Annotated in this window: 6 protein-coding genes; all 6 read left to right on the forward strand. The window is 73.6% G+C overall.

Annotated features, from left to right (window positions below; all coding sequences use genetic code 11):
- Positions 1-14: 14 nt before the first annotated feature.
- Genes ACQPY4_RS15995 through ACQPY4_RS16020 form a run of 6 tightly spaced genes read left to right on the forward strand, consistent with a single transcriptional unit; the run spans position 15 to position 22,391 of the window.
- Positions 15-9,482, forward strand: a complete 9,468-nt coding sequence (locus ACQPY4_RS15995; protein WP_433337018.1) for an amino acid adenylation domain-containing protein — start codon at positions 15-17, stop codon at positions 9,480-9,482.
- Positions 9,479-16,960 carry an amino acid adenylation domain-containing protein gene (locus ACQPY4_RS16000; protein WP_433337020.1) on the forward strand — a complete coding sequence of 2,494 codons (7,482 nt, stop codon included), beginning with the start codon at positions 9,479-9,481 and terminating at the stop codon, positions 16,958-16,960. The genes ACQPY4_RS15995 and ACQPY4_RS16000 overlap by 4 nt, the downstream gene beginning before the upstream one ends.
- The gene (locus ACQPY4_RS16005; protein WP_433337022.1) at positions 16,957-20,838 is read left to right on the forward strand and encodes an amino acid adenylation domain-containing protein; all 3,882 of its coding nucleotides are present in this window, start codon (positions 16,957-16,959) and stop codon (positions 20,836-20,838) included. The genes ACQPY4_RS16000 and ACQPY4_RS16005 overlap by 4 nt, the downstream gene beginning before the upstream one ends.
- Positions 20,835-21,044, forward strand: a complete 210-nt coding sequence (locus tag ACQPY4_RS16010; protein ID WP_433337024.1) for an MbtH family protein — start codon at positions 20,835-20,837, stop codon at positions 21,042-21,044. Before ACQPY4_RS16005 ends, ACQPY4_RS16010 begins: the two co-directional genes overlap by 4 nt.
- Entirely contained in the window at positions 21,037-21,657 is a 621-nt protein-coding gene (locus ACQPY4_RS16015) for a GNAT family N-acetyltransferase (RefSeq protein ID WP_433337026.1), read from the forward strand. The genes ACQPY4_RS16010 and ACQPY4_RS16015 overlap by 8 nt, the downstream gene beginning before the upstream one ends.
- The gene (locus ACQPY4_RS16020) at positions 21,654-22,391 is read left to right on the forward strand and encodes a thioesterase II family protein (RefSeq protein ID WP_433337028.1); all 738 of its coding nucleotides are present in this window, start codon (positions 21,654-21,656) and stop codon (positions 22,389-22,391) included. The genes ACQPY4_RS16015 and ACQPY4_RS16020 overlap by 4 nt, the downstream gene beginning before the upstream one ends.
- Positions 22,392-22,433 lie beyond the last annotated feature (42 nt).

The raw sequence follows: 22,433 nt of genomic DNA on the forward strand, positions 1-22,433 counted from the left end.
GAGCGGACGACTCGATGGTGCGTTCTCGCCAATTCGGAAAGCGCCGCCGTCTGATGTCGTCCATCGAGTACGTCCCTCTTTCCGCGGCGCAGCGGAGCGTCTGGTACGCGCAGCAACTGGCGCCGCGGACGCCGATTCACATCGCGCAGTACATTGAGATCGAGGGAATGGTCGACCATGAACTGCTCGACCGGGTCGCGCGAATGGCCTCGCACGAGGGCGTCGCCCTGCACGCCCGGCTGGTCGAGCGCGACGGGACCGTCCTGCAGGCACTGCCCGCCGACTCCGCCGCGGCGACCGCGACCATCCCGCTGGTCGACCTGACGGGCGAGGACGACCCGCGCGCCGCCGCCGACGCGTGGATGCGCGCGCGCATGGCCGAGCCGCTGCCGCTGGACGGCGAGCGCCTGTACGTCGTCGCGCTGCTGCGCCTCGCGCCCGACCTGCACCGCTGGTTCCTGCGTGCGCACCACATCCTTCAGGACGGCTACAGCGGTTCGCTGGTCAGCCGCCGCGCCGCCGAGCTCTACACGCTGCTGGCCGGGGGCGGGGAGTACGTGCCGGCCGAGCGTGGCTCCTACCGCGCGCTGCTGGCGGAAGAGGCCGCCTACCGCGAGTCGGAGAAGTACGAGCGCGACCGCGCCTACTGGAACGAGCGGTTCGCCGACCGTCCGGCGGCGGTCAGCCTCACCGAGGGCATGGCCGAACCCGTCTCCGACTACCTCATCCGGGTCGCGACCGTCCCGCCGGAGGAGTCCGCGGAGCTGGCCGCCGGGGCCCGGCGGCTGCGCACCGCCACGCAGGGTCTGGCGCTGGCCGCCACCGCCGCCTACCTGGCACGGATGACCGGCACCGAGGACGTGATCCTCGGCCTGGCCGTCTCCGGGCGCACCTCGCGGCTGGCGATGGAGACCCCGGCGATGCTGTCGACGATCCTGCCGCTGCGCGTCACCGTCCGCCCGGACATGACCGTGGACGAGCTCGTCCGCGCCGTGACCCGGGCCTCGGCACGGGCGCTGCGGCACCAGCGGTACCGCCGCGAGGACCTGATGCGCGACCTGCGGCTGCTCGGCGAGCGCCGCCGCCTGCACGGCCCCGTCATCAACATCATGGCCTTCGACTACCGGCTGGACTTCGCGGGCCTGCCCGCCCGGATGCACGCCCTCACCATCGGCCCGGTCGACGACCTGGCGATCAACATCTACGACAACCTCGACGGCGCCGGGCTGCGCGTCGACTTCGAGGCCCACCCCGAGCTCTACACCGAGGACGAGATCGCCCGGCACCAGGACCGGTACCTGCGCTTCCTGGGCGCGCTGGCCGCCGCCGACCCGTCGGCCCCGCTGCACTCGGTGGAGATCCTCGGCGCGGACGAGCGCGCCCTGGTGCTGGAGGAGTGGAACGGCGCCGCGCTGCCCGTCCCGCGCGCCACCGCGCCCGTGCTGTTCGAGGAGCGGGCCGCGCGGACGCCGGACGCCGAGGCCGTGCTGGCCGGGCCCGTCCGGCTGACCTACGCCGAGCTGAACGAGCGCGCCAACCGGCTGGCCCGGCACCTGGCCGGGCTCGGCGTCGGCCCCGAAGACTTCGTCGCGCTGGCGCTGCCCCGCGACCACCGCCTGGTCGTCGCCGCCATGGCGGTCCTGAAGGCGGGCGCCGCCTACCAGCCCGTCGACCCGGACTATCCGCCGGACCGCGTCGCCTACATGCTCCACGACGCCGCGCCCGCGTACGTCCTCACCGTCTCCGGCGTCGGCGTGCCGGGCCCGACCCCGCGCATCGACCTGGACGCGCTCGACCTGTCCTCCCTCGACGGCCGCGACCTCACCGACGCCGAGCGCGTGCGGCCGCTGCTGCCGTCCAACGCCGCCTACGTCATCTACACCTCCGGCTCGACCGGGCGGCCCAAGGGCGTGGTCACCACCCACGCCGCCCTGTCCGCCTTCATGGCCGCCGCGCGCGACTTCTACGGCGAGGACAGCCTGCGGCGGGTCCTGTTCGCCGGTTCGCTGAACTTCGACGTGTCGGTGGTCGAGTGGCTGATCCCGCTCACCACCGGCGGGCGGATCGACATCGCCCGCGACCTGCTGGAGGTCGCCGAGCGCGGCGGCTGGAAGGGGACGATGATCTGCGGCGTCCCGTCGGCCATGGCGGTGCTGCTGCGCGGCGGCGACCCGCGGCTGGACGTCGGGGACCTGTCGCTCGGCGGCGAGGCGCTGCCGCCCGCGCTGGTCCAGGACGCCCGTCGGCTGGCGCCCGGCGCCCGGATCACCAACATCTACGGCCCGACGGAGACGACCGTCTTCGTCACCGGCTGGCACGACGACGGGAACGCCGCCGGGGTCGCCCCGATCGGGCGGCCGCTCGCCAACGTCCGCGCCTATGTCCTGGACGCCGCGCTCAAGCCCGTCGCGCCCGGCGTGACCGGCGAGCTCTACGTCTCCACAGACGGCCTGGCCCGCGGCTACCTCCGGCGGCCCGCGCTCACGGCGGAACGGTTCGTCGCCGACCCGTTCGGCGCGCCGGGACGGCGGATGTACCGCACCGGCGACCTGGTCCGCTGGAACGCGTCCGGGCAGCTGGAGTACCTGGGCCGCGCCGACCACCAGGTCAAGGTCCGCGGTTTCCGCATCGAGCTCGGTGAGATCGAGGAGGCGCTGGCCGGGCATCCGGACGTGGCGCACTGCGCGGTCGTGGCCCGCCCCGACGCCGCCGGGGACACCGCCCTGGTCGCTTACGTGGTCGGTGACGCCGATCCCCGGTCGCTCCGCGAACTCGTCGCGCGCACGCTCCCCGAATACATGATCCCGGCCGCGTTCGTCGCCCTCTCCGAGTTGCCGCTCACCCCCAGCGGCAAACTCGACCGCGCCGCCCTGCCCGCACCCGACTTCGCGGCGGCCGTCTCCGGCCGGGCGCCGCGCGACGCCCGCGAGGAGATCCTCTGCGGGATCTTCGCCGAGGTCCTCGGCCTGGACCGGGTCGGCGTCGACGACGACTTCTTCGCCCTGGGCGGCGACTCGCTCAAGGCCACCCGGGTGGTGTCGCGGGCCCGGACCGCGCTGGACGCCGAGCTGCCGATCCGGGCCCTGTTCGAGGCGCCGTCGGTGGCCCGGCTCGCCGAGCACCTGGCCGCGTCCGCCGAAGGGGCGCGTCCCGCCCTGGCGCCCGCCGCGCGTCCCGACCGGCCGCCGCTGTCCCACGCCCAGGAACGGCTCTGGTTCCTCAACCGCTTCGAGGGCCCGACCGCGACCTACAACATGCCGATCCCGCTGCGGATCACCGGGGACCTGGACGTGGACGCGATGCGCGCCGCGCTCGCGGACGTCGCGACCCGGCACGAGTCGCTGCGCACCGTCGTCGGCGAGGCCGACGGCGAGCCGTTCCAGCGGATCCTGGACGCCGCCGCCCCCGAGCTCACCGTCGCCGACGCCGACGGCGCCGACCTGCGCGGCGCACTGTTCGCCGACGCCACCCGAGGCTTCGACCTGGCCCGGGACCTTCCGCTGCGCGCCCACCTGTACCGCCTCGGCGCGGACGAGCACGTCCTGCTGCTGGTCCTGCACCACATCGCCGGGGACGGCTGGTCGCTCGCGCCGCTGGCCAGGGACGTCATCGCCGCCTACCTCGCCCGGCGCGAGGGCGGCGCCCCCGAATGGACGCCGCCGCCCGTCCAGTACGCCGACTACGCGATCTGGCAGCGCGACCTGCTCGGTGACGAGAACGACGCCGCGAGCCTGGCCGCCCGGCAGTTGTCCTTCTGGAAGGACGCCCTGGCCGGGCTTCCCGACCAGGTCACCTTCCCGGCCGACCGGCCGAGACCCGAACGCGCGTCCTACCGGGGCGGCCAGGTCGGCTTCGAGGTGCCCGGCGAGACGTTCCGGGCCCTGACCGCGCTGGCGCGCGAGCACCAGGTCAGCGTGTTCATGGTGCTGCGCGCCGCGCTCGCCGCGCTGATGTCGCGCCTGGGCGCGGGCACCGACGTCCCGATCGGCTCCCCGATCGCGGGCCGGACGGACGAGGCACTCGACGACCTGGTCGGCGTCTTCGTCAACACGCTGGTGCTGCGGACCGACACCTCCGGCAACCCGGACTTCGCCGCGCTGCTGGCCCGGGTCCGGGAGGGCGACCTGGCCGCCCACGCCCACCAGGACGTCCCCTTCGAGCGGATCGTCGACGCGGTCAACCCCGCCCGCTCCCTGGCCAGGCACCCGCTGTTCCAGGTCATGCTCACCTACCAGAACAACCCCGAGCCGTCGGTGGAGCTGCCCGGCCTGACCGTCGCTGTCGAACCCGTGGACGCCGGGGTCGCCAAGTTCGATCTGGAGTTCCTGCTGGAGGAGCGCCCCGAGGGCCTGGCCGGGACGATCGAGTACTCCCTCGACCTGTACGACCGCGCCAGCGCCGAGCGCTTCGCCGAGTGGTACGGCCGGGTCCTGGCGGCCGTCGCCGCCGACCCGTCGGTCACCCTCGCCGGGCTGGACCTGCCCGGCGCCGAGGAGTTCCGCCGCGAGCGCGCCGCGCCCGCCGTCAAGCGCCTGGTCGCCTACGTCGTCGCCGCGCCCGGCCAGACGCTCGACCCCGAGGAACTGCGCGCCCACGTCCGCGGGAACCTGCCCGAGTCGATGGTCCCCTCGGCCGTCGTCGTGCTGGACGCGATGCCGCTCACCCCCAACGGCAAGATCGACACCAAGGCCCTGCCCAAGCCGGACCTGGCCGCCGCCGTTCCCGCCACGCCCTACCGGGCCCCGCGCGACGAGCGCGAGGCGGCCGTCGCCGACGTGCTGGCCGACCTCCTCGGCGTCGAGCGGGTCGGCATCGACGACGACTTCTTCGCGCTCGGCGGCAACTCGCTCATCGCCATGCGGGTCGTCGCCCGGGTCCGCCGCGTCCTGTCCGCCGAGCTGCCGGTCCGGGCGCTGTTCGAGGCGCCGACGGTCGCCCGTCTCGTCGAGCGCCTCGGCGGCCCCGCCGAGCGGCCCGCGCTGGAACGGCCGGACGAGCGTCCCGCCCTCGTCCCGCCGTCGTACGCGCAGCAGCGGCTGTGGTTCCTCAACCGCTTCGAGGGCCCCTCGGCCACCTACAACCTCCCGATCGCGCTGCGCGTGCGCGGCGAACTCGACCCCGCCTCGCTCCAGACGGCGCTCGGCGACCTCGTCGAGCGGCACGAGTCGCTGCGGACCGTCCTGCCCGACCACGGCGGCGTCCCGCGCCAGCTCGTGCTCGACCCGGCCGCCGCCCGTCCCGAACTCCAGCTCACCGAGACCACCCCCGCCGAACTGCCCGCGCGGCTCGGCGCCGCCGCCGGATACGCCTTCGACATCTCGGCCGAACCGCCGCTGCGCGCCCATCTCTTCCGGATCGCGCCCGCCGAGCACGTGGCGCTCCTCCTCCTGCACCATGTCGCCGGTGACGGCTGGTCACTGGCACCGCTGGCCCGCGACCTCATCACGGCCTACGCCGCACGAGCCGGGGGAGAGGCCCCCGATTGGGCGCCGTTGCCGGTGCAGTACGCGGATTACACGTTGTGGCAGCGGGAGCTGCTGGGGTCGGAGGACGATCCGGAGTCGCTGGTCGCGCGGCAGATCGCCTTCTGGAAGGGCGCTCTCGCCGGGCTCCCCGACGAGCTGGCGCTGCCCACGGATCGCCCGCGTCCCGCCGAGGCGTCCCACCGGGGCGCCACCGCCCGCTTCCGGCTCGGCGCGAACGTGCACGCCGCGCTGCTCGCCCTCGCCGCCGAGACCGGCGCCAGCCCCTTCATGGTCGCCCAGGCCGCCTTCGCGGCGTTGCTCACGCGGTTGGGGGCGGGCACGGACGTGCCGATCGGTTCGCCGATCGCGGGCCGGACGGACGAGGCCCTCGATGACCTGGTCGGCATGTTCGTCAACATGCTCGTCTTCCGCACCGACACCTCGGGCGACCCGACGTTCCGGGACCTGCTCGCGCGCGTCAAGGAGACCGACCTGGCGGCCTACGCGCACCAGGACGTCCCGTTCGAGCGGCTCGTCGAGGTGCTCAACCCGCCGCGCCACCTGGGCCGCCACCCCCTCTTCCAGGTCGGGCTGACGTTCCAGAACAACCCCGAGGCACGGCTGGACCTCCCCGGGTTCACCGCCGAGGCAGAGCCGCTGAACGCCGGGGTCGCCCGCTTCGACCTGCTCATGGTCCTCACCGAGCGCGCCGGAGGGCTGGACGGCGAGCTGGAGTACGCGCTCGACCTCTACGACCCGGCCACCGCCGAACGCCTGGTCGCCCGCTTCGAACGCCTGCTGACCGCCCTGCTCGCCGACCCCGGCGCCCGGATCGGCGAACTCGACATCCTCGACCCCGGCGAGCGCCACACCCTCCTCACCGAATGGCCGGGCGGCGACCCCGTCCCCGTGGAGCGCGCCACGATTCCGGCGTTGTTCGAGGCGCAGGCGGCGTCGCGTCCGGACGCGGTGGCGGTGCGTTTCGAGGGCCGGTCGCTGACGTATGGGGAGTTGAACGCGTCGGCGAACCGTCTGGCCCGGCGTCTGGTGCGTGAGGGCGTGGGCACTGAGGATCTGGTGGCGTTGAAGTTCGAGCGCTCGCCGGACCTCGTCGTCGCGATCCTTGCCACGCTCAAGGCGGGCGCCGCCTACGTGCCGATCGATCCGGACTATCCGGCCGATCGGATCGCGTCCATGGTGCGGGACGCGCGCCCGGTCCTCACCCTCACCGACATCGAAGCCGACGGCGACGACTCCAACCTCGGCCTGCCGATCTCCCCGGATCACGCGGCCTACGTCATCTACACCTCGGGCTCGACCGGCCACCCCAAGGGCGTCGTCGTCCCGCACCAGAACGTGGTGCGGTTGCTGCGTTCGACCGAGCGGTGGTTCGACTTCGGCCCGGACGATGTGTGGACGCTGTTCCACTCCTACGCCTTCGACTTCACCGTGTGGGAGCTGTGGGGCTCCCTCCTCTACGGCGGCCGTCTCGTCGTCGTCCCCTACCTCACCTCGCGCTCGCCCGAAGATTTCGCCGAGTTGCTGGTCGCGGAGAAGGTGACGGTTCTCAATCAGACGCCGTCGGCGTTCTACCAGCTGATGGGCCAGGACTTCGACGGGGACCTGCGATACGTCATCTTCGGCGGCGAGGCCCTGGAGCCGAGCCGTCTGGACGCCTGGTTCGAGCGGCACCCCGAACCGGCGCTGGTGAACATGTACGGGATCACGGAAACGACCGTGCACGTCACCCACCTCGTCCTCGACCGGGCCACGGCACCGGGCGGCGCCATCGGCGTCGGCATCCCCGACCTGAAGGTCTACGTCCTCGACGACCGTCTCCAGCCCGTGCCGCAGGGCGTCCCCGGCGAGCTGTACGTCGCGGGCGCGGGGTTGGCGCGCGGCTACCTCAACCGTCCGGCGCTCACATCCGAACGCTTCGTCGCCGACCCGTACGGCGATCCCGGAACGCGGATGTACCGCACCGGTGACCTGGGCCGATGGCTGAGCGACGGTCGCCTGGAGTACCTGGGCCGTTCCGATCAGCAGGTCCAGCTTCGCGGGTTCCGGATCGAGCTGGGCGAGATCGAGGCCGTCCTGGCCCGTCACGTCTCTGATGCCGCGGTGATCGTCCGCGACGAGCGGCTCATCGCGTACGTGGTCGGTGACTCCACCGACCTGCGACGACTGGCGGCCCAAAAACTTCCCACCCACATGGTCCCGGCGGCGGTGGTCGAACTGGACGCGCTGCCCCTGACCGTCAACGGGAAGCTCGACCGCAAGGCACTGCCCGACCCCGATTTCTCCGCCAAGGTCTCCGACCGCGCCCCCGCCACCCCGCACGAGGAGACTCTCGCGGGCCTGTTCGCCGAGGTGCTCGGCCTGGAACGAGTGGGAACCGACGACGGGTTCTTCGACCTGGGCGGCGACTCGATCATCGCGATCCAGCTCGTGTCCCGCACCCGCCAGTCCGGGCTGGTGATCACGCCGCGCGACGTCTTCCAGCACCAGACCGTCCAGGAACTCGCCGCCATCGCCCGCCCCGTCAGCCACGACGACCAGATCGAGACCGAGGCACCCGGGACGGGCATCGGACCCGTCCCGGTGACCCCGATCGTGGCGTGGCTGCGCGACCGGGTGAACGGGGACGCCGACCTCATCGCCGGGTTCCACCAGTCGATCCTGCTGCGCACCCCGCCCGGTGTCGGGCTCGACCGGCTCACGGCGGCGTTCCAGCGGGTGATCGACCATCACGACCTGCTCCGCCTCCGCCTGGACGTGGACGGCGACGCCTGGCAGCCGGTCGTGCGGCCCGCGGCGTCCGCAGAGCCGCTGGTCACTCGGATCGATGTCGCGGGCCTGGACACCGACAAGGTCCGCGAGGTCCTGGACGAGCAGGCCGCCGCGGCCCGCGACCGGCTCGACCCCCGCGAGGGCGTGACGGCACAGCTGGTCTGGCTGGACGCGGGCGAGGAGCAGGGCCGGTTGTTGGTGATGCTGCACCACCTGGTCGTGGACGGGGTGTCCTGGCGGATCCTGCTGCCCGACCTGGTCACGGCCTGGGCCGGGGAGGACCTCGCGCCGGTCGGCACCTCGTTCCGCCGCTGGGCGCAGCGCCTGACGACCATCGACCGCTCCGCCGAGCTCGACACCTGGCTCGACATCGTGGACGGGCCCGAGCAGCGGCTGGCCGGACGGGCCCTGGACCCGCGCGTCGACATCGCCGCCCGCACCCGGTCCCTCACCCTCGACCTGCCGCCGGACGTGACCGGGCCGCTGCTCACCGAAGTGCCCGCCGCGTTCCACGGCCGTGTCAACGACGTCCTGCTCACCGGCCTCACGCTCGCGGTCGCGCGGTGGCGCGCCCAGCACGGCGGACGGGGGACCGGCGTGCTGATCGACCTTGAGGGGCACGGCCGCGAGGACGTCTTCCCGGGAGCGGACGTGTCGCGGACGGTCGGCTGGTTCACCTCGATCCACCCCGTGCGCCTCGACGCCGGACCGGTGGGCTGGAGCGAGATCGTGGCGGGCGGCCCGGCCGCGGGCGCCGCGCTCAAGCGGGTGAAGGAGCAGTTGCGCGCGATCCCCGACAACGGGATCGGGTACGGCCTGCTGCGCGACGACGAGGAGCTGGCGGGGTACGCCCCCGCGCAGATCGCGTTCAACTACCTGGGCCGGGTGGCGACCGGCGGCGAGGACGACCACTGGGGCCTGGCGCCCGAGGAGCCGCCGCCGGGCGAGGACCCGCAGATGCCGGTGGCGCACGCGCTGGAGGTCAACGCGGTCACCCGCGACCTGCCCGGCGGCCCCGTGCTCGGCGTCACCTGGACGTGGCCCGGCGGGCTGCTGGACCGCGAGTCGGTCCGCGAGCTGGCCGAGGGCTGGTTCACGGCGCTGCGCGGCCTGGCCGCCCATGTCTCCGGCGGGACGGCCGGTGGCTTCACCCCCTCCGACCTCCTGGTCGACCTCGACCAGGGGGAGATCGACCGGCTGCAGAGCGCGTGGAGGACCGACGAGTGAACCGGGGGGACCTCGAGGACATCCTGCCGCTGTCGCCCCTTCAGCAGGGCTTCTTCTTCCACGCGCTGTTCGACTCCGGCGGCAACGACGTCTACACGGCCCAGATCGTCCTGGACCTCCAGGGCCCGCTGGACACGACGGCGCTGCGGGAGGCGGCCGCCACGCTGCTGCGCCGCCACTCCAACCTGCGCGCCGCGTTCTGGCACGAGGGCCTCTCCAAGCCGGTGCAGGTCATCCCGCGCAAGGTGCAGCTGCCCTGGGAGGAACGGGACGCGACCGAGGCGGAGGCCGGCGCGATCGTCGAGCGCGAGCGGGCGCGCGGATTCGACCTCACCTCCCCGCCGCTGCTGCGGTTCGTTCTGATCAGGCTGGGGGACGAGCGGTTCCGGCTGGTGCTGACCAACCACCACATCCTCCTGGACGGCTGGTCGACGCCGATCCTGGCGACCGAGCTGTTCCTGCTCTACGTCCAGGGCGGCCACGACGCCGGGTTCCCCCGCGTCACCCCGTACAAGAACTACCTGGCCTGGCTCGCCGGGCAGGACCACGCGGCGGCGCGGGACGCCTGGCGCCGCGCCCTCTCCGGCCTGGAGGGGCCGAGCCTGGTCGCGCCGCGCGCGGCCGATCGGCCGCCGGTCCCGCCCGAACGCGCGATCACCGACCTCGACGAGCGCCTGACCGGGAAGCTCACCCGTGCCGCCCGACGACACGGCGTCACCGTCGGGACGGCCCTTCAGGGCGCGTGGGGGCTGGTGCTGGGCCGGATGCTCGGAACCGGCGACGTGGTGTTCGGCGCGACGGTCTCCGGGCGTCCCGCCGAGCTGCCCGGCGTCGAGCAGATGATCGGCCTGTTCATCAACACGCTGCCGGTCCGGGTGCGCTGCCGTCCCGGCGAGACGCTCGGGGCGATCATGGAGCGGCTCCAGGACGAGCAGGCCGAGCTGCTCCCGCACCACCATCTGGGCCTCACCGAGATCCACAAGCTCGCGGGGGCCGGGCGGCTGTTCGACACCATGACCGTGCTGGAGAACTACCCCTTCGACCCGGCGTCGATGGACGGGCCGCTGAACGGCGTTCGGATCACCGGCGCCGACGCGCACGACGCCACCCACTTCCCGCTGTCGTTCGTCGCGGTGCCGGGGGACCGGCTCTCGCTGCGGTTGCACTTCCGTCCCGACGTCTACGAGCGGGACGTCGCCGAGGCGCTGCTGGAGCGCGTCCGCCGGTTCCTGGAGGCGTTCGCCGAGGACTCCGGGCAGCTCGCGGGCGCGGTGCGGCTCGGCGGTGAGCCCGCGTCCCCGGAGACCGTCGAGGTCCCGTCGGGGACGCTGCCCGACCTGTTCGAGGCCCGTGCCGCCCGCACCCCCGGTGAGATCGCCCTGGTCTGCGGCGAGGAGACGCTGACCTACGCCGAGCTCAACGCGCGTGCCAACCGCCTCGCCCACGACCTGATCGCGCGCGGCATCGGCCCCGAGGACCGCGTCGCCCTGGTCCTGCCCCGCACTCCGGAGATCGTCGTGGCGATCCTCGGCGTGCTCAAGGCGGGCGCCGCCTACGTGCCGATCGACCCCGAATACCCCGCCGACCGCGTCGCGTCCATGCTGGACGACAGCCGCCTGGCCGCCGTCCTGCGCGAAGGGGACACCGCGCCCGGGGGACGACCCGCGCACGACCCCGCGCGACGGGCGCTCCGCCCGGAGAACGCCGCCTACGTGATCTACACCTCGGGTTCCACGGGCCGACCCAAGGGCGTGACCGTGCCGCACGCGGGCGTGCTCAACTACTACGCCGCGCACCGCCGGTCCTTCTTCGAACCCGCGGTCGCGGCGGCGGGCGGCCGCCGGATGCGCTTCGCCCACCTGGCGTCGTTCTCGTTCGACACCTCGTGGATGGGCCTGCTCTGGATGATCGACGGCCATGAGCTGCACCTGATCGACGACGCCACCCGCCGCGACGTCGAGGCGTACGCCGCCCAGGTCGCCGCGGCCCGGATCGACCTGGTCAACACCACACCGTCGCACGTCCGGTCGCTGCTGGAGGCCGGGCTGCTCGCCGAGGACGGGCGGCACCGCCCGTCCCAGCTGCTGCTGGGCGGCGAGGCGATCGGCGAGGCCCTCTGGGACGAGCTGCGCGCGCTGCGCGGCGTGACCGTCCGCAACTTCTACGGCCCCACCGAGTCGACCATCGACACCATGAACCAGGTCGTCGGCGACGCGGAACGTCCCGGCATCGGCGCGCCCTATCCCGGGACCGGCGCCCGCGTGCTCGACTCCGCGCTCCAGCCCGTGCCGCCCGGCGTCCCCGGTGAGCTGTACCTGTCCGGCGTCCAGCTCGCGCGCGGCTACCTCGACCGGCCCGCGCTCACCGCCGAGCGCTTCGTCGCCGACCCCCGCGGCGGGCCGGGCGAGCGCATGTACCGTACCGGCGACCTGGCCGCGTGGCGGCCCGACGGCACCCTGACCTACCTGGGACGCGCCGACGACCAGGTGAAGATCCGCGGCTACCGTGTCGAGCCCGGCGAGGTCGAGTCCGTCATCGCCGCCTTCGACGGTGTCACCGCCGCCGCCGTGGTGGTCCGCGACGGGCGCCTGGCCGCCTACGTCGCGGGCGCGGTGGACGTCGCCGCCCTCCGCGCGCACACCGCCGCGCGCCTGCCCGACTACATGGTGCCGACGTTCACCGTCCTTCCCGCGCTGCCGCTCACGGTCAACGGCAAGCTCGACCGGGCCGCGCTGCCCGCCCCGCGCGCCGCCGCCACGGTCGGCCGCGCGCCCCGCTCGCCGCGCGAGGAGATCCTGTGCGGCCTGTTCGCCGAGGTCCTGGACCTGCCCGGCGTCGGTGTCGACGAGGGGTTCTTCGCCCTCGGCGGCGACTCGCTCTCCGCCACCCGGCTGGTCGGCCGGATCCGCGCCGCGCTGGGTGTCGAGCTGCCCGTCCGCGCGCTGTTCGAGGCCCCGACCGTCGCGGGCCTGGCCGGACGGCTCACCGAGGCGTCCGGCGAGGTGCGTCCAGCGCTCACCCGGGTCGTGCCGCGTCCCGACGCCGTCCCGCTGTCGCCCGCCCAGCAGCGGTTGTGGTTCCTCAACCGCTTCGAGGGACGACCGGACACCTTCACGATGCCGGTCGCGCTGCGCCTGAACGGCGCCCTCGACCCCGAAGCGCTCCAGGCCGCGCTCGGCGACGTCGTCGAGCGGCACGAGTCGCTGCGGACGATCTTCCCCGACACCGCGGGGACCGCCCGGCAGCTCGTCCTCGACCCCGCCACCGCCCGGCCCCGCCTCACGACCGCCGAGGTCCGCGAGCCCGAGCTGCCCGCCGCGCTCGCCGCCGCCGCGGGCGAGGGCTTCGATCTGTCGGTCGAGCCTCCGCTGCGCGCCCGGCTGTTCTCCCTGCCGGACGACGGCCACGTGCTGATGCTCGTCCTGCACCACATCGCCGGTGACGGCTGGTCCATGGCGCCGCTGGCCCGCGACGTGATCCTCGCCTACGCGGCCCGCGCCGAAGGCCGCGCCCCCGATTGGGCGCCGTTGCCGGTGCAGTACGCGGATTACACGTTGTGGCAGCGGGAGCTGCTGGGGTCGGAGGACGATCCGGAGTCGCTGGTGGCGCGTCAGATCGCCTTCTGGAAGGACGCTCTCGCCGGGCTTCCCGAAGAGCTGGCGTTGCCGACGGACCGTCCGCGTCCCGCCGGGTCGAGCTACCGGGGCGGGACCGTCCCGTTCGAGCTGGACGCCGACCTGACCTCCGGCCTCAAGACGATCGCCCGCGAGACCGGCGCCAGCCTCTTCATGGTCGCCCAGGCGGCCTACGCCGCGCTGCTGACGCGACTGGGGGCGGGCACGGACGTGCCGATCGGTTCGCCGATCGCGGGCCGGACGGACGAGGCCCTGGACGATCTGATCGGCATGTTCGTCAACATGCTCGTCCTGCGCACCGACACCTCGGGCGACCCGACGTTCCGGGACCTGGTGGCACGGGTGAAGGAGACGGACCTGGCGGCGTACGCGCACCAGGACGTCCCGTTCGAGCGGCTCGTCGAGGTGCTCAACCCGGCCCGGTCGATGGCGCGGCACCCCCTCTTCCAGGTCGCCCTCTCCTTCCAGAACACCCCCGAGGCGCACCTGGAGCTCGACGGCCTCACCGGCGGCGCCGAGGACCTCCCCGCCACGACCGCCAAGTACGACCTCTCCCTCTACCTCCAGGAACGCGACGGCCGGATCGAGGGCGCCCTCGAATACGCCCGCGACCTCTTCGACCCGGCCACCGCCGCGTCGATCGCGGCCCGCTTCGAACGGCTCGTCCGCGAGCTGGTCACCGCGCCCGACGCCCCCGTCGGCACCGCCGACATCCTCGACCGCGCCGAGCGCCGCACGATCCTGCGCAGCTGGGCGGGCGGCAAGGCCGATCCGGTGGAGCGCGCCACGATTCCGGCGTTGTTCGAGGCGCAGGCGGGTTCGCGTCCGGACGCGGTGGCGGTGTGTTTCGAGGGGCGGTCGTTGACGTATGGGGAGTTGAACGCGTCGGCGAATCGTCTGGCCCGGCGTCTGGTGCGTGAGGGCGTGGGCACTGAGGATCTGGTGGCGTTGAAGTTCGAGCGCTCGCCCGATCTGGTGATCGCGATCCTGGCGACGCTCAAGGCGGGCGCGGCGTATGTCCCGATCGACCCGGACTATCCGGCCGATCGGATCGCGTCGATGCTGGAGGACGCGCGTCCGGTGGTGACGCTCACCGACGTCGAAGCCGACGGCGACGACTCCAACCTCGGCTTGCCGATCTTCCCGGATCACGCGGCTTACGTCATTTACACCTCGGGCTCGACCGGCCGTCCCAAGGGCGTGGTGGTTCCGCACCAGAACGTGGTGCGGTTGCTGCGTTCGACCGAGCGTTGGTTCGACTTCGGCCCGGATGACGTGTGGACGTTGTTCCACTCCTACGCCTTCGACTTCACCGTGTGGGAGCTGTGGGGCTCGCTCCTCTACGGCGGCCGCCTGGTCGTCGTCCCCTACCTCACCTCGCGCTCGCCCGAAGATTTCGCCGAGTTGCTGGTCGCGGAGAAGGTGACGGTTCTCAATCAGACGCCGTCGGCGTTCTACCAGCTGATGGGCCAGGACTTCGAGGGTGACCTGCGTTATGTGATCTTCGGCGGTGAGGCCCTGGAGCCGAGCCGTCTGGAGCCCTGGTTCGAGCGGCATCCCGAACCGGCGCTGGTGAACATGTACGGGATCACCGAGACGACCGTGCATGTCTCGCATCTCGCCATCGAACGTGAACAGGCGCCCGGCAGCCTCATCGGTGTCGGCATCCCCGACCTGCGCGTCTATGTGCTGGACGATCGCCTTCAGCCGGTGCCGCCCGGCGTTCGCGGGGAGCTGTACGTCGCGGGCGCGGGGCTGGCGCGTGGTTACCTCAACCGCTCGGGACTCACCTCTGAGCGTTTCGTGGCCGACCCGTTCGGCGAGCCGGGCACGCGGATGTACCGCACCGGCGATGTGGGCCGGTGGTTGAGTGACGGCCGTCTGGAGTATCTGGGTCGTTCTGACCAGCAGGTGCAGTTGCGCGGGTTCCGGATCGAGCTGGGTGAGATCGAGGCCGTCCTGGCCCGTCACGTCTCCGATGCCGCCGTGATCGTCCGCGACGAGCGGCTCATCGCCTACGTGGTCGGTGACTCCACGGACCTGCGGCGGTTGGCGGCCCAAAAACTTCCCGCCCACATGGTCCCGGCGGCGGTGGTCGAACTCGACGCGCTGCCCCTGACCGTCAACGGCAAGCTCGACCGCAAGACACTGCCCGACCCCGGCGTCTCGGCCAAGGTCTCCGACCGCGCCCCCAGTACTCCCTACGAGGAGGTGCTGGCGGGCTTGTTCGCCGAGGTGCTCAGCCTGGAACGAGTGGGAACCGACGACGGGTTCTTCGACCTGGGCGGTGACTCGATCATCGCGATCCAGCTCGTGTCCCGCACCCGGCAGTCCGGGCTGGTGATCACGCCGCGCGATGTCTTCCAGCACCAGACCGTCCAGGAACTCGCCGCCATCGCCCGGCCCGTCGAAGACCAGATCGCGACCGAACCGCCCGGAACGGGCATCGGACCCGTCCCCGCGACGCCGATCATGCGGTGGTTTCAGGAGCTGGACGGCCCGACGCACGACTACAGCCAGCGGATGATGCTGCGCGTCCCGCCCGGCCTCGGGGCCGACCGGCTCACGGCCGCGTTCCAGCGGGTGATCGACCACCACGACCTGCTCCGCCTGCGCCGCGACGGCGACGCGTTCGAAGTGGCCGAGCCCGGGACGGTCGACGCGCCCGCCCTGGTCCGGCGGGTCGATGTCGCCGATGGTGACCTGGACGCCGCCATCGCCGCGCACGCGGGCCTTTCCGGCGGCGACCTGGCGCGGCTCGTCTGGTTCGACGCGGGACCGGAGCGTCCCGGACGGCTCCTGCTGACCCTGCACCACCTGCTCGTGGACGGCGTTTCGTGGCGGATCCTGCTGCCCGACCTGGTCACGGCCTGGGCCGGGGGAGACCTCGCGCCGGTCGGCACCTCGTTCCGCCGCTGGGCGCAGCGCCTGGTCGCCGAGGCGTCCGACCCCGCCCGCGCCGCCGCCGAGCTGCCGCTGTGGGAGGACGTCCTCGCCACCCCCGACCCGATGCTGGGCCGCCGCGCGCTCGACCCCGCGACCGACACCTTCGGCACGGCCCGTCAGCTGACCGTCGCGCTGCCCCCGGAGGTGACCGGGCCGCTGCTCACCGACGTGCCCGCCGCGTTCCACGGCCGCGTCAACGACGTGCTGCTCACCGCGCTGGCGATCGCGGTCGCCGGGTGGCGGGGCGGCGACCGGACCGCCGTGCTGGTCGATCTGGAGGGCCACGGCCGCGAGGAGATCGTGCCCGGCGTGGACCTCACCCGGACGGTCGGCTGGTTCACCTCGATCTTCCCGGTCCGGCTGGACGCGGGCGAGGTCGATCCGTCCGATCCGCAGGAGGTCGGCACGGCGCTGAAGAAGGTCAAGGAGCAGCTCCGCGAGATCCCCGACAACGGCATCGGGTACGGGCTGCTGCGCCATCTCAACCCGGCCACCCGGGAGCGGCTCGCGAGACGCCCGCATCCGCAGGTCGCGTTCAACTACCTGGGCCGGGCCCCGGCAGCCGAGGACGGCGACTGGTCGCCCGCCGAGTCGGACGCGCTCGGCACCGGCCAGAACGACGCCCTCGCCCTCGTGCACGCCGTCGAGGTCAACGCCCACACCCGTGACCTGCCGGACGGCCCGGAGCTTCGCGCCACCTGGACCTGGGCGTCCGGGCTGTTCACCGAGGAACGGGTCGGCGACCTGGCCGAGCGCTGGTCGGCGGTGCTGCGGATGCTGGCCTCGGGCGGCGCGGGCGGCGGCTTCACCCCGTCCGACCTGGACCTGGTGGAGATCGGACAGGACGAGCTCGACGAGCTGGCCGCCGAGCTGGACGGCGAGGAGGAGCTCGGATGAAGCAGTCGCAGCTGGAGGACGTCCTGCCGCTGTCGCCGTTGCAGCAGGGACTGTTCTTCCACGCGCTCCACGACACCGACGACGACGTCTACACCGCGCAGATCGTGCTCGACCTGCGCGGGCGGCTGGACACCGGGGCGCTGCGCGCCGCGGCGGCGACGCTGCTGCGCCGCCACGCCAACCTGCGGGCCGGGTTCCGGCAGCGCAAGGAGGGCACGCCGGTGCAGGTCGTGCACCGCGAGGTCCGGCTCCCCTGGGAGGAGATCGACCTGGCTGGCCGCCTGGACGCCGAGGCCGAGGCGCGCGCGGTCGCCGCCCGCGAGCGGGCCCGGCCGTTCGACCCGGCGCGGCCGCCGCTGCTGCGCTTCGTGCTGATCCGGCTCGCCGGCGACCTGCACCGCCTGGTGTTCACCAACCACCACCTCCTGCTGGACGGCTGGTCGACGCCCGTCCTGCAGACCGAGCTCTTCGCCCTGTATCTGGCCGGGGGCGACGACACCGGGCTGCCCCGCGTCACCCCGTACAAGAGCTACCTGGCCTGGCTCGCCCGGCAGGACCGCGCCGCCGCCGAGCGCGCCTGGGCGGCGGCGCTGGACGGCGTCGACGAACCCACGCTGGTCGGTCCACCGGCGGCCGCGACCGCCGCCACGGCCGTCGTGCGCCGGGAGCTGGACGCCGCGCTGACGTCCGCGCTGACGGCCCGCGCCCGCGCGCAGGGCGTCACGCTGAACACCGTCGTGCAGCTCGCGTGGGCGCTGCTCCTCGGCCGCCGCACCGGACGAGCCGATGTCGTGTTCGGCGCCGCCGTCTCCGGCCGCCCGCCCGAGCTGCCCGGTGTCGAGCGGATGATCGGCCTGTTCATCAACACGATCCCGATCAGGGTGCGGCTGCGCCCCGGGGACACCGTCGCGGACGCCTTGGCCCGCCTCCAGCGCGAACAGGCCGACCTGCTGGCGCACCACCATCTCGGCCTGACCGACATCCAGCGGCTCACCCCGGCGGCGACGCTCTTCGACACCATCACGGTCCTGGAGAACTACCCGTTCGACCCCGACGCCGCCGCGACCGACCTCGGCGGGCTCACCGTCCGGGGCGTCGGCGGGCACGACGCCACGCACTACCCGCTCACGTTCGCGGCGGTGCCGGGGGAGCGGCTCTCCCTGCGCGTCGACCACCGCACCGACCTGTTCTCCGGTGACGAGGCCGGGGCGCTCGCGGACGACCTCGTCCGGATCCTCACCGACCTGGCCCACCGGCCGGACGCCCCGCTCGCCGCGATCGGCCCGCCCGCCCCCGCCGGGCACCGGCAGGGACGCGCGACCGGCCGGGAGCCCGGCACGATCACCGGCCGGTTCGCCCGCCAGCCTCCGGACGCCGTCGCCGTCACGGCGGGCGGGGAGCCGATGACCTACGCCGAGCTGGACGCGCGGGCCAACCGTCTGGCGCACCGGCTCATCGGGCTGGGCGTGGGCCGCGAGACGCCCGTCGCCCTGCTGATGGAGCGGTCCGCCGAGACGGTCGTGGCCACCCTCGCCGTGCTCAAGGCGGGCGGCGCGTACGCGCCGATCCACCACACCTACCCGTCCGAGCGGATCGCCTGGGCGATCACCGAGGTCGCGGCGCCCGTCCTGCTGACCGACACCGCGACGGCCGACCGGGTCGCGGGCCTGGAGACCGCCGCGCGCGTGCTGGTCGTGGACGACGACCCCGAGACCGCCGCCCGCCCGGCACACGACCCCGGTGTCGCCGTCCATCCCGAACAGCCGGCCTGCGTCCTGTTCACCTCCGGGTCCACGGGCCTGCCGAAGGGCGTGCTGGTGCGCCATCGCGACGTCGTCGACCTGGCCACCGACACCCTCCTGCGGGACGGCGCCCACCGGCGCGTCCTGGTCCACTCGGCGCACGCGTTCGACGCCTCGCTCTACGAGATCTGGACGCCGCTGCTGTGCGGCGGGACGGCGGTCGTCGTGCCGCCCGGCCGCCTGGACGGCCGCGACCTCGAACGGGTCATCACCGGCGAGGCCGTGACCGGCGCGTTCCTCACCACGACCCTCTTCAACCTGATGGCCGAGGAGCGCCCCCAGGCCTTCGCCGAGCTCCGCGCCGTCCTCACCGGGGGCGAGGCGGGCTCGGTCGCGGCGATGCGGCGGGTGCTGCGCGCGTGCCCGGACACCGAGGTCGTCCACGTGTACGGGCCGACCGAGACCACCACCTTCGCCACCCGCGCCGGGATGCGCGAGCGGCTGGCCGACCCCGCCGAGAGCACCCCGGTGCTGGGCGCGCCCCTGGACGACATGGCCGTGCACGTCCTGGACGAGGCGCTGCGTCCGGTGCCTCCCGGCGTAATCGGCGAGGCGTACATCGCCGGAGCCGGGGTCGGGCGCGGCTACCACGCCCGCCCCGCCCTGACCGCGGGACGCTACGTCGCCAATCCTTACGGGGCGCCGGGCGACCGGATGTACCGAACCGGCGACCTGGTCCGCCGCCGCGCCGACGGCGCGCTGGAGTACGTCGACCGGGCCGACCTCCAGGTCAAGATCCGGGGCTTCCGGATCGAGCCGGGCGAGATCGAGGCCGTTCTGGCCGCGCACCCGGCCGTCGCCAACGTCGCCGTGACCGCGCGCGAGGACGTCCCCGGCGCGAAGCGGCTCGTCGCGTACGTTGTCCCGGCCGCCAGGACACCGCGCCTGGAGGAGGAACTCCGCGCCCACGCGGCTGAGCGGCTCCCCGGGTACATGGTGCCCTCGGCCGTCGTCCTGCTCGAAACCCTGCCCCTGGGCCCCACGGGGAAGCTCGACCGGCATGCCCTGCCCGCCCCCGACTGGGCGGGTGCCGCCGCGGGCCGCGAGCCCCGCACCCCGGCCGAGGACATCCTGTGCACGGCGTTCGCGCGGGTGCTCGGGCTGGACCGGGTCGGCGCCGACGCCGGGTTCTTCGACCTCGGCGGCGACAGCGTCGCGGCGCTCAAGGTCGTGACGCTGGCCCGCCGGGCCGGGCTGGAGATCACGCCCCGCGAGCTGTTCACCCACCAGACCCCCGAGGCCCTCGCCCGCCGCGACGACCCGGGCGGCGCACCCGGGCTTGAGGTGCTGCTGCCGATCCGCACGACGGGTTCGCGGCCGCCGGTCTTCTTCGTCCACCCGGCGGGCGGCCTGGCGTGGAGCTACTTCCAGTTCCAGCGGCACCTCGGCCCGGACCAGCCCGTCTACGGGCTCCAGGCGCACGCGTTCACCAGCGAGGAACTGCCCGCGACGGTCGAGGCGACCGCGGCGGCCTACCTGGAGCACGTCAGGGCCGTCCAGCCGGACGGGCCCTACCATCTGGCGGGCTGGTCGCTCGGCGGGCTCATCGCCTACGAGATGGCCCGCTCGCTGCGCGCCGAGGGCGAAAACGTCGCCCTGCTCGCGCTCATCGACGCCTACCACGGCCAGAACCTGGAGCCGGAGAAGCGGGAGATCCTGCCCGAGCTGCTGGAGTCGATCGGCATCGACGCCGCCATGGTCGCGCCCGGCGGGAACCCCGACCTGGAACAGATCATGGCGGTGCTGGCCGAGCGCGGCGACTCGCTGGCCACCCTCGGCGAGGACGACCTGGTCAACGTCTACCGCAACTACGAGCACGGGCTGCGGCTGGCCGAGGCGTACCGTCCCGGGCCCTACCAGGGCGACATCGTCTTCTTCAGCGCCGTGCGCGGGCGCACCGGCGCCTCGCCCGTCCCGCACACCACCTGGGGCCCGCTGGTGGACGGCCGGATCGAGGAGTACCCCCTCGACGTCGACCACCACCTGCTCCTCGAACCCGCCCCGGCCGCCGAGATGGGCGCCGTCCTGGCCGCCAGGCTCGGCAAGCTCCACCCGCTCAGGAAGGAACCGCGATGACCAACCCCTTCGAGGACGCCGACGCCACCTATCTCGTGCTCGTCAACGCCGAGGGCCAGCACTCGCTGTGGCCGTCGTTCGCCGGCGTCCCGTCCGGCTGGGACGTCGCCAAGACCGAGGACACCCGGCAGGCGTGCCTGGACTTCGTCGAGGAGAACTGGACGGACCTGCGGCCCGCGAGCCTCGTCGAGGCGATGGGTGGCTGACCGGGAGATCCCGGGCGTCACCGAATGGGTCATGGAGATGCTCGACCCCGCCGATCTGCGGCCCGCGCCGCCGCCGGACGTCGAGATGACCTTCACCCTGGCCCGGGTGGCGTCCGCGGACGTCAACCGCGCCCTCTACGCCGCCGTGGGCGCCCGCGTCTGCTGGACCGACCGGTTCCCCTGGACGTTCGGCCAATGGCGCGCGTGGGTCGAGCGGCCCGAGCTGGGCACCTGGCTCGTGACCGCCGAGGGGACGGTCGCCGGGTTCTTCGAGATCGAGGCCCAGCCCGGCGGCGACACCGAGATCCACCTGGTCGGCCTCACACCGGAGTTCGTCGGCCGCGGCTACGGCGGCCACCTGGTGGAGCAGTGCGTCCGGCGGGCCTGGCAGCGTGACCGCCTCTGGGCCGGGCACACCGGCCCGGCCACGCGCGTGTGGTTGCGCACCAGCACGCTCGATCATCCCAACGCCCTGGCCAACTACCGCCGCCGCGGCTTCAAGGTCGCCGAGGAGACGACGTTCACCAAGCGCGTCCCCGACCCCCGGCTGGCCCCGTGGCCGCTTCCGCGCGATCCGAGGCTTACGATGAGGCCGACGAAGGAGGCCTCATGAGTTGGTTCCGGTGCGTCGAGACCCGTCCCTGGGCCTCGATGCGTCTTTTCTGCCTGCCGCACGCGGGAGGTTCCGCGGTCTTCTTCCGGACGTGGGCCAAGGAGACCGGCCCCGCGGTCGAGGTGCACGCGGTGCAGTACCCGGGCCGCGCCGACCGGATGGGCGAGGCGCTGATCCCCGACCCCGAGCGGATGGCGCGGCTGATCGCCGGCGCGATGGCGCCGCTGACCGACCGGCCCTTCGCGATCTTCGGGCACAGCATGGGCGCGCTGCTGGCCTACGAGGTCGCGCGGCTGCTCCAGGAACGTGACAGCGCCCCCGCGCACCTGTTCGTCTCGGGCACGCGGGCGCCGGACGACCGCGACGACGATCCGGTCTCCACCTACGACGACGACGGTGTGGTCGCCGAGATGCTCAAGCTCGGCGGCACCGACGGCGAGGCGATGGCCAACCCCGAGCTGCGCGAGCTCGTCCTGCCCTACGTCCGTAACGACTTCAAGCTGGTCGAGGACTACCGCCACCGCGAGGAGCCCCGCCTGCGGGTGCCGATGACGATGATCGTCGGCGATGCCGACGACGACGTCACCCCCGAGCAGGCCGCGGGCTGGGGCGCGCACACCGACGGCGGCTTCGCGCTGCGGACGCTGCCGGGCGACCACTTCTACCTCGTCCCGAACCAGTCGGCGGTCATCGCCGAGATCCTGCGGACCCTCGACATCCCCGCCGCCCAGTAGGGCGGTCGCCGCAAGGGGGCGGGCCCCTCCCCGCCGCGCCCG

Source organism: Spirillospora sp. CA-294931 (assembly GCF_050946795.1).
Lineage (GTDB): Bacteria > Actinomycetota > Actinomycetes > Streptosporangiales > Streptosporangiaceae > Spirillospora.

Bases quoted from the DNA above. Each gene is read 5' to 3' on its own strand.
- ACQPY4_RS15995 (WP_433337018.1), top strand. From the start codon at position 15: ATGGTGCGTTCTCGCCAATTCGGAAAGCGCCGCCGTCTGATGTCGTCC.
- ACQPY4_RS16005 (WP_433337022.1), top strand. From the start codon at position 16,957: ATGAAGCAGTCGCAGCTGGAGGACGTCCTGCCGCTGTCGCCGTTGCAG.
- ACQPY4_RS16010 (WP_433337024.1), top strand. From the start codon at position 20,835: ATGACCAACCCCTTCGAGGACGCCGACGCCACCTATCTCGTGCTCGTC.
- ACQPY4_RS16020 (WP_433337028.1), top strand. From the start codon at position 21,654: ATGAGTTGGTTCCGGTGCGTCGAGACCCGTCCCTGGGCCTCGATGCGT.